The organism is uncultured Mycobacterium sp. (genome assembly GCF_964249325.1).
Classification (GTDB): Bacteria; Actinomycetota; Actinomycetes; order Mycobacteriales; family Mycobacteriaceae; genus Mycobacterium.
The window spans coordinates 16,461-29,240 of the sequence record NZ_CAXUCH010000016.1 but is presented as its reverse complement, the minus strand read 5'-3'; the positions used below and the strand labels follow the sequence as shown (position 1 = coordinate 29,240).

Annotated in this window: 11 protein-coding genes and 1 pseudogene (1 of these 12 cut by a window edge); 5 read left to right on the top strand and 7 right to left on the bottom strand. The window is 64.9% G+C overall.

All coding sequences use genetic code 11. The features are described from left to right. Nucleotides 1-807: pseudogene (locus ACFE99_RS04110) on the bottom strand (oxygenase MpaB family protein) (it extends 203 nt beyond the left edge of the window). Between the two features lie 68 nt (nucleotides 808-875). Here ACFE99_RS04110 and ACFE99_RS04105 point away from each other — a divergent pair. The 5 genes from ACFE99_RS04105 (at nucleotide 876) to phoU (ending at nucleotide 6,892) form a co-directional block, all read left to right on the top strand. Next, nucleotides 876-1,460 carry a TetR/AcrR family transcriptional regulator gene (locus ACFE99_RS04105; protein ID WP_375482670.1) on the top strand — a complete coding sequence of 195 codons (585 nt, stop codon included), beginning with the start codon at nucleotides 876-878 and terminating at the stop codon, nucleotides 1,458-1,460. Between the two features lie 137 nt (nucleotides 1,461-1,597). Then, entirely contained in the window at nucleotides 1,598-2,611 is a 1,014-nt protein-coding gene (locus ACFE99_RS04100; protein ID WP_375482668.1) for an acyl-ACP desaturase, read from the top strand. A 6-nt stretch (nucleotides 2,612-2,617) separates the two neighbouring features. Next, on the top strand, nucleotides 2,618-3,751 hold the full coding sequence (dusB, locus tag ACFE99_RS04095) for a tRNA dihydrouridine synthase DusB (protein ID WP_375482666.1): 1,134 nt from the start codon (nucleotides 2,618-2,620) through the stop codon (nucleotides 3,749-3,751). A 227-nt stretch (nucleotides 3,752-3,978) separates the two neighbouring features. Further along, a complete protein-coding gene (locus tag ACFE99_RS04090; RefSeq protein ID WP_375482664.1) occupies nucleotides 3,979-6,105 on the top strand; it encodes an LCP family protein in 2,127 nt (708 codons plus the stop codon). Between the two features lie 103 nt (nucleotides 6,106-6,208). Next, nucleotides 6,209-6,892: a phosphate signaling complex protein PhoU gene (phoU, locus tag ACFE99_RS04085; RefSeq protein ID WP_375482662.1), complete on the top strand. Its 684-nt coding sequence runs from the start codon at nucleotides 6,209-6,211 to the stop codon at nucleotides 6,890-6,892. On the opposite strand, the gene pstB is transcribed toward phoU, so the two are convergent. From pstB to ACFE99_RS04055, 6 genes are all read right to left on the bottom strand, one after another. Continuing rightward, complete coding sequence (gene pstB, locus ACFE99_RS04080) at nucleotides 6,889-7,665, bottom strand: phosphate ABC transporter ATP-binding protein PstB (RefSeq protein ID WP_375482660.1); 777 nt, start codon at nucleotides 7,663-7,665, stop codon at nucleotides 6,889-6,891. The genes phoU and pstB overlap by 4 nt on opposite strands. Nucleotides 7,666-7,673: 8 nt before the next feature. Further along, nucleotides 7,674-8,588, bottom strand: coding sequence for a phosphate ABC transporter permease PstA (pstA, locus tag ACFE99_RS04075; RefSeq protein WP_375482658.1), 915 nt, complete (start codon nucleotides 8,586-8,588; stop codon nucleotides 7,674-7,676). Next, nucleotides 8,585-9,610, bottom strand: coding sequence for a phosphate ABC transporter permease subunit PstC (gene pstC, locus ACFE99_RS04070; protein WP_375482656.1), 1,026 nt, complete (start codon nucleotides 9,608-9,610; stop codon nucleotides 8,585-8,587). Before pstC ends, pstA begins: the two co-directional genes overlap by 4 nt. Nucleotides 9,611-9,686: 76 nt before the next feature. Continuing rightward, entirely contained in the window at nucleotides 9,687-10,811 is a 1,125-nt protein-coding gene (gene pstS, locus ACFE99_RS04065) for a phosphate ABC transporter substrate-binding protein PstS (RefSeq protein ID WP_375482654.1), read from the bottom strand. A gap of 129 nt (nucleotides 10,812-10,940) precedes the next feature. Further along, nucleotides 10,941-11,861 (bottom strand): mycothiol synthase, encoded by a 921-nt coding sequence (gene mshD, locus ACFE99_RS04060; RefSeq protein WP_375482652.1) that lies wholly within the window; start codon nucleotides 11,859-11,861, stop codon nucleotides 10,941-10,943. Next, nucleotides 11,858-12,625 (bottom strand): winged-helix domain-containing protein, encoded by a 768-nt coding sequence (locus ACFE99_RS04055; protein WP_375482650.1) that lies wholly within the window; start codon nucleotides 12,623-12,625, stop codon nucleotides 11,858-11,860. The genes mshD and ACFE99_RS04055 overlap by 4 nt, the downstream gene beginning before the upstream one ends. Between the last annotated feature and the right edge of the window lie 155 nt (nucleotides 12,626-12,780).

Sequence of the window (12,780 nt, the reverse complement as noted above, 5' to 3'; positions counted from 1 at the left end):
GTGCAGCCACTCGTCGCGACGCGACCATGTATAGCCCATCAGCTCGCGCACCGGCGGATCATAGAGTCCCACGGTCAGCCAAACGAAGAACGGCGCCAATAGTTTTCGCTGTGTGGCCCACAGCCAGTACGGAAGCCATTGCGCAAACGGGGGTTTGGGCAATTCGCTGAGGTTGAGAACTTCACGGGCGGCCCAATTGTTCTCCAGCACCTCGCGACAGATGTGATCCCAATAAACCTGGAATTCCTCCCAGGTCTTGGGCACCGGCCGCATGCTCATGCCATACATCCGGTACCACTGGACGTGTTCGTCGAACAGCTGCCGCTTCTGCGCCTCGCTGATTCCGCCGCAAAATCGTTCGGCCACAATTAAAGTGCCGACGAAGAAAGTAGCGTGTGCCCAATAGAAAACATCGGGGTTCAGCGCGTGATAGCGGCGGCCCTGGCCGTCAACGCCCTTGATGTCAGTGTGGTAGTCGCGCACCTCGGCCCCCGTCGTCGGCGCGCGGTCACCGTCGAAAACCACGCCGCCGATGGGGTAGAGCGAGCGCAGGAGTCGCGGCCAGCGTTCCCGGAAGAACGTGGAGTGCGCTTCGACCGCCGCTCCCAGTTGCGGGTGCAGGTTCAGCATGGATCCGGCCCACGGCCCTGGCAGCATGCCGCGCCAATCGCCGAAGTACCGCCAGGTCAGCGACTCCGGGCCCAGCGGCTTTGGCGGGGCGTCGTATCCCAGCGCCGACACCGGGCACCCGGCGGCAACCCCACTTTCGCTGGTCAGCGGCGCCGCCGCGGACGTATGTTGAGTCACTGTGGCAGTTCCTGTCACGGTCAGCAATTCTGACTACATGCGTTGTCAGTTTCCACCCTAGGAGAGATGTGCGTTCCGGTCAACGACGGGGCCGCTGGTCCGGTGTGCCCCTGGAAGATCGCCAGGCTCTGCGCCGCGACAGGCTCATCGCCGCCGGAGTACAGCTACTGGGCGACGAAAGCGGACCGGCGGTAACCGTGCGCGCGGTGTGCCGCAAAGCCGGGCTGACCGAGCGCTACTTCTACGAAAGCTTCGCCGACCGAGACGAATTCGTGCGCGCGGTCTACGACGACGTGTGTACCCGCGCCATGTCGACGCTGATGTCGGCGACCACACCGCGGGAAGCCGTCGAACAATTCGTCGCGTTGATGGTCGACGATCCGGTGCGCGGCCGAGTGCTCTTGCTGGCGCCTGGAGTCGAGCCGGTGCTCACCCGCTCCGGGGCGGAATGGATGCCCAGCTTCATCGAGTTGCTCCAGCGCAAGCTGACCCGGATCAGCGATCCCGTGCAGCAAAACATGGTCGCCACCAGCTTGATCGGTGGGCTGACCGCGCTGTTCACCGCCTACCTGGACGGACGGTTGGCCGCGACCCGCACGCAATTCATCGATTACTGCGTTGACATACTGCTGAGCAGGGCCATCGCCCACTAATTCCGAAGCCTTGTTTCGCCGGGGCGGTGTCCGGCTCGGCCAGGCGCGGACATGCCGTCGAGACGACCTAACTTGATGCTACTGGCATACACAGATATATTGACTGCAACCCACAGACACAGATAACTGGAGGCACTGTGCCGGACCCTTGTGACCTGGACCTGTTGCGTGAACTCGAGCCGGTCGTCGAGAAGAACCTCAACCGGCATCTGAGCATGCACAAGGACTGGAACCCACACGACTACATCCCGTGGTCGGATGGCAAGAACTTCTACGCACTCGGCGGGCAGGACTGGGAGCCTGAGCAGTCGCAGCTTTCCGACGTCGCGCAGGTGGCGATGGTCCAGAACCTGATGACCGAGGACAATTTGCCGTCGTATCACCGCGAGATCGCGATGAGTATGGGCATGGACGGCGCCTGGGGACAGTGGGTCAACCGCTGGACCGCCGAGGAGAACCGGCACGGGATCGCACTCCGCGACTACCTGGTGGTGACCCGTGCGGTGGACCCGGTCGAGTTGGAGAAGCTGCGCATCGAGGTGGTCAACCGTGGCTTCAGCCCGGGCCAGAACCGCCAGGGTGACCTGTTCTGCGAGAACATTTTCGACTCGATTCTCTACGTCACGTTCCAAGAGCTGGCAACCCGCATCTCACACCGCAACACCGGCAAGGCTTGCAATGACACGATCGCCGATCAGCTGATGGCCAGGATCTCGCACGACGAGAACCTGCACATGATCTTCTACCGCGACCTCAGCGAAGCCGGCATGGAGATCACGCCGAACAAGGCGATGAAGTCGTTACACCGGGTGCTGCGTAACTTCAAGATGCCCGGCTTCACCGTGCCGGAGTTTCGCCGTAAAGCCGTGATGATCGCCGTCGGCGGCGTCTACGACCCGCGCATCCACCTCGAGGATGTCGTGAAGCCAGTGCTGAAGAAGTGGCGCATCTTCGAGCGCGACGACTTCACCGGTGAGGCCGCCCGATTGCGCGACGACCTCGCCGTGCTGATGGGGGAACTCGAGGTTGCCTGCGACAAGTTCGAGGTGTCCAAGCAGCGCCAACTCGAGCGGGAAGCCCGCACGGGCAAGAAGGTCACCGCATACGAGCTGCATCAAACCGCTGGCAAGCTGACGATGAGCCGGCGGTAGCCCCCGTTGCGGATCGGCCCGATCACGCTTGCCAGCCCGGTGGTGCTGGCCCCGATGGCGGGTGTGACCAACGTCGCGTTCCGGACCCTGTGCCGAGAGCTTGAACAATCCAAGGTCGGCACGGTCAGCGGCCTCTACGTCTGTGAAATGGTGACCGCACGCGCGCTTGTCGAGCGCCATCCGGCCTCCATGCACATGGTGACCTTCGCCCCCGACGAGTCACCCCGGTCGCTGCAGCTCTACACCGTCGACCCGGCCACCACCTACGAGGCCGTCCGGATGATCGCCGAGGAGAGTCTGGCCGACCACGTCGACATGAACTTCGGCTGCCCAGTCCCCAAGGTCACCCGACGCGGCGGCGGGGCGGCGCTGCCGTTCAAGCGGCGGCTGTTCGGCCAGATCGTGGCCGCGGCTGTGCGCGCGACCGAAGGCACCCCCATACCGGTCACGGTGAAGTTCCGCATTGGTATCGACGACGAGCACCACACCCACCTGGATGCCGGGCGCATCGCCGAGAGTGAAGGCGCCGCCGCGGTCGCACTGCATGCCCGTACCGCGGCGCAGCGCTACTCCGGCGCTGCGGATTGGGAGCAGATTGCGCGGCTCAAGGAGCAGGTACGCACGATCCCGGTACTCGGCAACGGCGATATCTTCGACGCCAGCGACGCGCTGACCATGATGGCGACCACCGGGTGCAACGGCGTGGTCATCGGGCGGGGCTGTCTGGGCCGGCCATGGCTGTTCGCTGAGCTGTCGGCCGCCTTCACCGGCCGCGCTGCCCCTACCCCACCCGCGCTAGGCGAGGTCGCCGACATCATCCGTCGGCATGGCCGGCTGCTGACCGCGCATTGCGGCGAAGACAAAGGCATGCGTGATCTGCGCAAACACATCGCCTGGTATCTGCACGGTTTTCCCGCAGGCTCGGAGTTGCGGCGGGCGTTGGCGCTGGTCAAGACCCTCGATGAGCTCGACGTATTGCTGGACCGACTCGATCACGACGTTCCTTTCCCGCCAGCCGCGACCGGCCCGCGGGGCCGGCAAGGATCGCCCGCGCGGGTGGCGCTGCCCGACGGGTGGCTAGCCGACCGCGACGACTGCACGGTGCCGGCCGGTGCGGAGATCATGCATTCGGGTGGTTGAATCGGGACAGTCGTGACATCGCGCGAGCGCCCATGTCTCAGTACGATATGGACCTTGGTGTATCGCGCCCCGGCGGCGGACCGTTCGGGCGCCGGTGCACGCCTGCTACAAACACGGCGCGACCTTGCGAAATGGCGCGTGGCTTTGCAGTGCTGGGTCCGTCGGCGCTGCCTGAATGCGCGCGCACTAACTGGGCATCTCACCAGAGTTCGAAAGGCCGGTAGGACATGAGTGACGGCGACGACGGCGCCACTCCTGACCGTCCGCGGAATTCGGGTGCCGGCGAGGCAAGCATTACCCCAATACGACCCGCACCATTAGGCGCCGCGCCGTGGGAGCGTTTCTCGGGACCGTCACGCCAGCCTGCCGGCGTTCGTACCTTCACTGGGACGCGGCAATGGCCAGCGGTACCGCCGGCAGAGCCGAGTCGAGACCATGCGGAGGACGCCGAGCCGACCGGATGCCACACCGACGGCGCGCTGACGGTCGCCCAACTGATTGCCAAGCTCGGCGGCGTATCTGCCGAAAAGCCCCGGCACCATCACGCGGTCCCCGAAGATGCACCGTCCGACGGCCTCGCCGAATGGCTTGGTGAACCGGATCGCGCCCCGGACCCCTTGGCGGCATATGCCGACGGGCTTGCCGACCACCCGCCGGCCGGCAGCCAACCCCTCCGTGTCGCCGCGCAAACCCCCGCCGAACAAACCACCGTGCTGCCGAAAGCGTCGGACAGGGTGCCGCCGACCCGGATCGGCACGACCACCACGAAGGATCCGGCCCCGACACCGAAAACCAACCGCCGCCCCATGTTGCTGGCGGCACGATCGCTCGCGGCACTGATGGCCCTACTGGCGCTGGCGCTCACCGGCGGGGCCTGGCAATGGAGCACGTCGAAAAACAGCCGCCTCAACAACGTCAGTGCCCTCGACCCACATTCGCGCGACATCGTCGACCCCGGCGGCCAATACGGCGACGAGAACTTTCTGATTGTCGGCGTCGACTCCCGCGCTGGGGCAAACAGCCAGATGGGCGCCGGGGACACGGAAGACGCCGGGGGTGCCCGATCCGACACCGTGATGCTGGTCAACATTCCGGCGAGCCGCAAACGCGTGGTTGCGGTGTCATTTCCGCGCGACCTGGCGATTACCCCCGTCCAATGCGAGGCGTGGAACCCCGACACTGGCGCCTACGGTCCCCTCTACGACGACAAGACGGGAACCTACGGGCCCAAGTACGTCTACACCGAGACCAAGCTGAACTCGGCGTATGCGTTCGGGGGGCCGAAGTGCCTGGTGAAGGTCATCCAGAAGCTGTCTGGCCTTTCCATCAACCGGTTCATCGCCATCGACTTCGTCGGCTTCGCCAACATGGTCGATGCGCTGGGCGGTGTGGAAGTGTGCAGTACCACGCCGCTCAAGGACGACGAACTCGGCACGGTGCTCGCCCACGCTGGACGGCAAGTCATCGACGGGAAAACCGCGCTGAACTATGTCCGCGCCCGAAAGGTCACCACCGAGGACAACGGCGACTACGGGCGCATCAAGCGCCAGCAGCGCTTCTTGTCGTCGCTGCTGCGTTCGCTGATCTCCAAAGACACCTTCTTATCGCTGTCCAAGCTCAACAACGTGGTCAACATGTTCATCAGCGACAGCTATGTCGACAACGTCAAAACCAAGGACCTGGTCGACCTCGGACAATCGGTGCAGGGCCTGACCGCGGGACACATCACGTTCGTGACCGTGCCGACGACCGGTGAAACCGATGAGGACGGCAACGAGCCGCCGCGCACCTCCGACATGCGCGCGCTGTTCGACGCGATCATCAACGACGATCCGCTGCCCAAAGAAAACGACCAGAACGCGACCTCGACGCCGACCACCAAATCCACGACCAGCAAAGCGCCACAGCCCAGCCCGGCCACCGAAGCCCGCGCTGAGCGGGTCCAGGCTGTGACCACCGCACCGCAAGACGTCACCGTTCAGGTATCGAACTCGACCGGCAAGAGCGGGCTGGCCGCCACCGCCACCACCCAGCTCCAGCATCACGGCTTCAAGGTGATGGCACCAGACGACTACCCGAGCTTGCTGAAGGGCACCACGGTGTTTTTCTCCCCGGGCAATGAGCAGGCTGCCGCGACGGTGGCATCGACGTTCCCGAATTCGAAGGTCGAGCGAGTCACCGGAATCGGGCAAGTCGTGCAGGTGGTGCTCGGCCCTGACTTTCGGGCCGTCTCAACTCCGCCGCCCAGCGGCTCGTCGGTCAGCGTTCAAATCGACCACGGCACCAACAGCACACCGACCAAGCTGCCTGACGACTTGAGCGTCACCAACGCCGCCGATACCAGCTGTAAGTAACCACAGGAAGATTCGCGCAGACCGGATCCGCGCTGCGGGCATTCACCGCCAATTCATGTCGTCCTTGCGGCCCATCGCAGTATTGAGCACGTACGCTGGACCCATGCGGACCGCGTACCATGCACAACTTTCACGACTGTCGGACCGCCTCGGCGAGATGTGCGAGCTGGCGGGGGCGGCCATGGAACGCGCAACACAGGCGCTGCTGCAAGCCGATCTGGTGCTGGCCGAACAAGTGATTTCCGACCACGAGAAGATCGCGGCGCTGAGCGCGCAGGCCGAGGAGAGCGCTTTCGTGCTGTTGGCGTTGCAGGCGCCGGTCGCCGGTGACTTGAGGGCCATCGTCAGCGCCATCCAGATGGTTGCCGACATCGACCGCATGGGCGCACTGGCACTGCACGTCGCCAAGATCGCCCGCAGGCGTCATCCCCAACACGCGCTGCCTGAAGAGGTCAACGGGTATTTTGCTGAAATGGGCAGGCTCGCATGCGAATTGGCCAATAGTGCACAAGAGGTGCTGTTGTCCCGCGACCCGGAAAAGGCGGCCCGCATCCGCGAAGAAGACGACGCGATGGACGATCTGCACCGGCACCTGTTCACGGTGCTGATGGACCGCGATTGGAAGTACGGCGTGGCCGCCGCTGTGGACGTAACGCTGCTGGGCCGGTTCTACGAGCGCTTCGCCGACCATGCCGTCGAAGTTGCGCGTCGGGTTATCTTCCAGGCCACCGGCGAAATTCCCGACGGCAAGTTCTCCGACGACGACGCGGTACCCTCCTCCGGCTAGCCGAAGCGGCCAGAGATGTAGTCCTCGGTCGCCTTCTGGGTGGGGTTGGAGAAGATTCTCTCGGTGTCGTCAATCTCAACCAGCCGGCCCGGTTTTCCGACGGATTCGAGGTTGAAGAAAGCGGTTTGATCGCTGACCCGCGCAGCCTGCTGCATGTTGTGGGTGACGATGACGATCGTGTAGTCCTGTTTCAATTCCGCGATCAGCTCCTCGATCGCCATGGTCGAGATCGGGTCCAGCGACGAGCACGGCTCGTCCATCAGCAAAACATCGGGTTGCACGGCAATGGCCCGCGCGATACACAACCGTTGCTGCTGACCTCCAGACAACCCGCCGCCGGGCTTGTCCAACCGGTCTTTGACCTCGTCCCACAAGTTCGCGCCCCGCAGCGAGTATTCGGCGGTCTCATCGAGCGCCTTGCGATTGCGCACACCTTGAAGCTTCAGCCCGGCCACCACGTTGTCGCGAATTGACATGGTGGGGAATGGATTTGGCCGTTGGAACACCATGCCGATCGCGCGGCGCACACCGACGGGATCGATGCCGGGCGCATAGATATCGTCGTCGTCGAGCAGCACTGTGCCTTCGACCCGCGCGCCGGGGATGACCTCGTGCATCCGGTTGAGCGTGCGCAGCACGGTTGTCTTGCCGCAGCCTGACGGACCAATGAACGCCGTGACGCTGCGCGGCAGGATCGATAACGACACGTCGGCGACCGCATGAAACGACCCGTAGTAGATGTTGACCTCTTTGAGGTCCAACCGCTTGGCCACCGAAACTCCTATAACTTTTCAGGCGCAAATATTTTCGCGACCACTCTGGCGCCGACATTGATGACCGCGATGAGCAGTACCAGTGTCAACGCGGCGCCCCACAGCCGATCGGTGGGCACCGGGTTGGCGCCCGCGCCCGCCGATGTCTGGTCATACATCATGCCGGGCAGCGATCCCATGAACCCGGTAAACATGTTGAAGTTCATGGCCTGCGAGTAGCCCACCAGGATCAGCAACGGGGCCGTCTCACCCATCACCCTGGCCAAAGCCAGCATGATGCCGGTGACGATCCCGGACAGCCCCGTCGGAATCACAATGCGCACAATGGTTTTCCACTTCGGCACGCCCAGCGCATAGCTGGCCTCACGCAAATCCACTGGAACGATCCTCAGCATCTCCTCGGTCGCCCGCACGATCACCGGGATCATCAGCAGCACCAACGCCAACGACACCGCGAACCCCGAGCGGGGAAAGCCGAAGGTGGCCACGAATAGCGCATAGATGAACAATGCCGCCACGATCGAGGGCACCCCGGTCAGGATGTCCACCATGAACGTGGTCAGTTTGCCCAGCCGGGTGGCGCCCGCGTATTCGACCAGATAGACGGCGAGAAAGACGCCGATCGGGATGGAAATGACCGCGCAGACCAGTCCCTGCAGCACCGTGCCTACGATTGCGTGATAGGCGCCACCGCCAGTGACGAACGCCGTCATACCGGCTTGGGAATGGGTCCACCACACACTGGACGTGATGGCGTGGAATCCCTTGATCAGCACCGAGCACAGCAGTAACAGCAACGGCACCAGGGCGACCGTCACCGAGAGCGTCACCAACACGGTGGCGACGTTGTCTGCGACCCGCCGACGCAAACTGACACCTGCGAATGTGCGCGCCTTGACCGGCCGGTCCAGCATCGAGGTCATCGGCGCCCGTTTCCGGCGACCGCGGCTCGCGCCAGCGCGTTGACCACGAACGTCAGCAGGAAAAGCACCAGCCCTGCGGCGATGTAGGCACCGGCCTTGAACTGGTCGTTGAACTCCGAGGCGGTGGCCGCGATTTTTGTAGCGAAGGTGTATCCCCCGTCGAACAGCGACCAGCCGAATGCCGACTGGGTGCCGCGCAGGATGATCAGCAGCGCCACCGTCTCGCCCAGCGCACGGCCCAGCCCAAGCATCGCGCCGCTGATATAGCCGGACCGGCCGAACGGCAGCACGGTGGTCTTGACCACCTCCCATCGGGTGGCGCCCAACGCCAGCGCGGCTTCGATCTCCCCTTGCGGGGTCTGCAGGAAGACCTCACGTGTGACAGCGGTGATGATCGGCAGGATCATCACCGCCAGCACGATCCCGCCGGTGAAGATGGTGCCGCCGCCGGCCACCGATGCGTTGCCCGTGGCGAATAGAAAGCACCAGCCTAAGTGCTGGTGAAGCCAGGTGGCGACCGGCCGAAGCTGCGGCGCCAGCACATACAGGCCCCAGACCCCGTAGATGATCGACGGCACCGCGGCCAGCAGATCGACCGTGTAGGCCAGCGGCCCGACTGCCCGCCGCGGGGCGTACTGGGTGAGGTAGATCGCGATGCCCAGGGCGATGGGCATCGCCAGCATCAGCGCAAACAGCGACACGAACACCGTTACCTCGAACAGGTCGCGGATGCCGAAGTGCATCGCCGAGGTGTCGGTGGTGACCCAGTTGCCGCCGTAGGTTAAGAAGTTCTCCCTGTCGCGCGCCAGCGCCGGTATAGCGCGCCACAACAGGAACAGCCCAATCGCCGCGATCACAACGACTATGAGGACACCGGATCCTTGGGAAAGCCCGCGAAACAGCCGGTCCCCTAGGCGGGGCGTGCTGCTTCCCCATGGCCGGGTAGGGGTGAGCGGCGGTTCGGGAAGCGGCGCAGCGACGACTTCCCCCGAACCGGCACCGGCTGGATTTGGCGTGCTCACCGTGGTCCCATCGATCCGTCAGTCTTGGCATCCATCTTCACCGCAGACGCGGCCGCTGACCGAGCAATTATTGCGATTACTCGATCGCGTTGATAGCGGCGACAAGGCGCTCCTTGAACTTATCGGGCATCGGAACGTAGCCGGCCGACGACAGGCCACTCTGTCCGTTGTTGGCGGCGACCGTCAGAAACGACTTGACCGCCGCCGACGTGGAGCGGTCGTAGCCCTTCGAGCACACAATTTCGTAGGTCGCCAACACCAATGGGTAGGCACCGCGTTTCTTGGTGGCATACAACGAGTTCAGATTCAGCATCAGGTCGTTGCCATGGCCCTCGAACTTGGCGTCATCAATGGCGTTGCGGGCCGCGTCGTCGGTGAGCTTAACGGCGCCACTGCCGGTGTCGATTTGCGCGAACGGAACACCGGCCTCATCGGCGAAGCCCTTCTCGACATACCCGATAGCGCCCGGGGTGGCTTGCACAGCCTGCACGACGCCCGCCGACTTCTGCGCGCCCTCACCGAAGCCGCCCTGAAACTCGCTGCCGACCCCTTTGGTCCAGCTCTCCGGTGCGGCCGCAGTCAGGTACTTCTGGAAATTGTCGGTGGTACCTGATGAATCCGAGCGGTAGACCGGCGTGATCTTGGTGTCGGGCAACGCTATACCGCGGTTCAGCGCCATGATCGCCGGGTCGTTCCAGCTGGTGACCATTCCGCTGAAGATCTTGCCCAGCACGTCGGCGTTGACCACGAGGGAGTTGATGCCGGGCAGGTTGTAGATCAATGCGACCGGTCCGAATACCACCGGCAGGTCCCAAGCCGGATTGCCGTTGCAGCGCTTGGCCGCCGGCGCGATCTGCTCGGCGGTCAGCGGCGAGTCCGACCCGGCGAAATCGACATGACCGGCGATGAACTGCTCACGACCGGCGCCCGAACCGGTTGGGTTGTAGGCCAGGTTTTTGCCCGGACAGGCCTGGCGCCAGGCTTGGTTGAACAATGCGATCGCGTTTTGCTGAGCGGTCGATCCCTCGGCGGTCACGTCGTCTTTGCCGCCACAGTCGACGTGCTCGCCCGACTTGCCGGCGGCGACCGACTGCGCGCCGGTGGTGTTTTTGTCGCTGCCGCAGCCCGTCAGCGTGAGGGCGACAATTGCGGCCGAAGATACCGTGATGCCCAGTGCCTTGTGAACCGTGTCGAGCTTCACCTAGTCGTGCTCTCCTAGCGTCGCTTCGTGATCTCCCGGCAGCTCGCCGGGCCACCCGGAAGGTATGCGCCGGTAGTGGCCAAGATTCACAAGAGAAATGAACGTACGGTGAACGCGGCCGGACCGCGTTCAGCTGGACGGAGCCGCGTAGGCCGTGTCGACGCTGTGCAGGGTGAAACCCAGACCCTGATAGGTGCGCACTGCGGCGAGGTTGTCGGCCTCGACGTAGAGCATCACCGTGGGGTCGGCGGCGTCGGCCAGCCGGCGGGCCAGCGACGCGACGCCGATCGCGGTCAGTGCGCGGCCGAGACCGCGGCCGTGTGCTGAGGGATCGACACCCACGACATACACCTCGCCCAACCCGGGCTGGTCGGGATGCACCTTGGTCCAGTGGAACCCCAGCAGCTTCTCGGTCGTGGTGTCGAAAGCCAGGAAAAGCCCTTGCGGGTCGAACCACGGTTCGGAGCGGCGTTCAGCCAGGTCGGCCGGTGTCCAGCCGCTTTGCTCCGGATGCCCGGCGAACGCGGCGTTGTTCACTCGCAGCAGCTCGGCGTCGTCGGCTGTGCCGGCGTAGGTACGCACCTGCACGCCCCCCGGGGTGGCAGGTTCGGGCACGTCCCTCAGGGAACGGCGCATCTGCCACAGTTCACGCACCGCCACCAGGCTCAGCGCCGACGCTGTCGCGCGGGCCGCCTCGAGTGTGCCGTGCGCCCAGAAGCGGGTCTGCCCGCAAGTTCTGTCCAGCGCGGCGCGCGCCATCGCCGCGCCGACGCCGCGCCGACGGGCGTGTGGGTGGACCACCAACTCCGCCATCGGGGCGGTGCCGTCGTGGCCGGATGTGAGGTTCAGATAGCCGATGATCGCCGCACCGCGGTCGCCCACTTGGCGGCTCTTGACCACTAGATGCTCGCTGCGCTGGTGAGCGAGCCCGCGCAGAACCTGCTCACCGACCGGTGCGACCCCGTCGAGAGTTGTTGCGGCAGCGATGATTTCGCGCACTTGCTGCTGCTCGTCCGCGGCGAGCGCCCGATTCCACTTGCCAGGGGTCACTGACTGCGCAGCGGGTCGGCCAGTGGACCTTGCAGGCCGCCCTGCTCGGGCTCGATGTCGGCGGTGTTCTCCGGCTCTGGGTTGGGCGGACGGCCGCGCGCCGGCCGCACCGCCTTGTAGCCCACGTTGCGGACGGTGCCGATTAGCGCCTCGTGTTCGGGGCCGAGTTTGGCGCGCAGGCGCCGCACGTGCACGTCGACGGTTCGGGTGCCGCCGAAGAAGTCGTATCCCCAGACCTCGTGCAGCAGCTGGGCTCGCGTGAACACCCGGCCGGCGTGCTGCGCCAGGTACTTCAGCAGCTCGAACTCCTTATAGGTGAGGTCGAGCGGGCGGCCGCGTAATCGCGCGGTGTAGGTGCCCTCGTCGATCACCAGCTCGCCAAGGGTCACCTTGCCGGCGGTCTCTTGGTCGGCCTGTCCGCCGCGCCGGCCGACGACCAGCCGCAGCCGGGCGTCGATTTCGGCTGGTCCGGTGCTGGGCAGCAGGATGTCGTCGAGTCCCCACTCGAAGCTGACCGCCACCAGCCCGCCTTCGGTTACCACCGCCACCAGTGGGACCGGTCGGCCGGTCGAGGCGAGCAGACGGCACAGGCTGCGCGCGGCGGGCAGGTCGACGCGAGCGTCGACGATCACGACGTCGGCTGTGCCTGCCTCCAGCAGCGACGACACGTCCGCCGGCGCCGTCCGCACAGTGTGAGCGAGCAGCGACAGCGACGGCACGACCGAGTCGGCGTGCGAGTCCGCGGTCAGTAGCAGTAGGTCCAAAAAGCCCCTCCAGCGTCGTGGGAAAGGCCTCTCCCAGACTGATGGCGAAATGTGTAATTAGCGGCCAGGTCATCTAACGATAACGTGCTACCTGGTGGTTAGCCCGGCGACGATGCAGAGCGCGCAGCGCGATGAGGAGGAGCCGGGCGATTCAG

What these genes read in the sequence shown, in the direction of transcription:
- ACFE99_RS04090 (WP_375482664.1), top strand. Translation starts at nt 3,979, where the DNA reads ATGAGTGACGGCGACGACGGCGCCACTCCTGACCGTCCGCGGAATTCG.
- phoU (WP_375482662.1), top strand. Translation starts at nt 6,209, where the DNA reads ATGCGGACCGCGTACCATGCACAACTTTCACGACTGTCGGACCGCCTC.
- pstA (WP_375482658.1), bottom strand. Translation starts at nt 8,588, where the DNA reads ATGACCTCGATGCTGGACCGGCCGGTCAAGGCGCGCACATTCGCAGGT.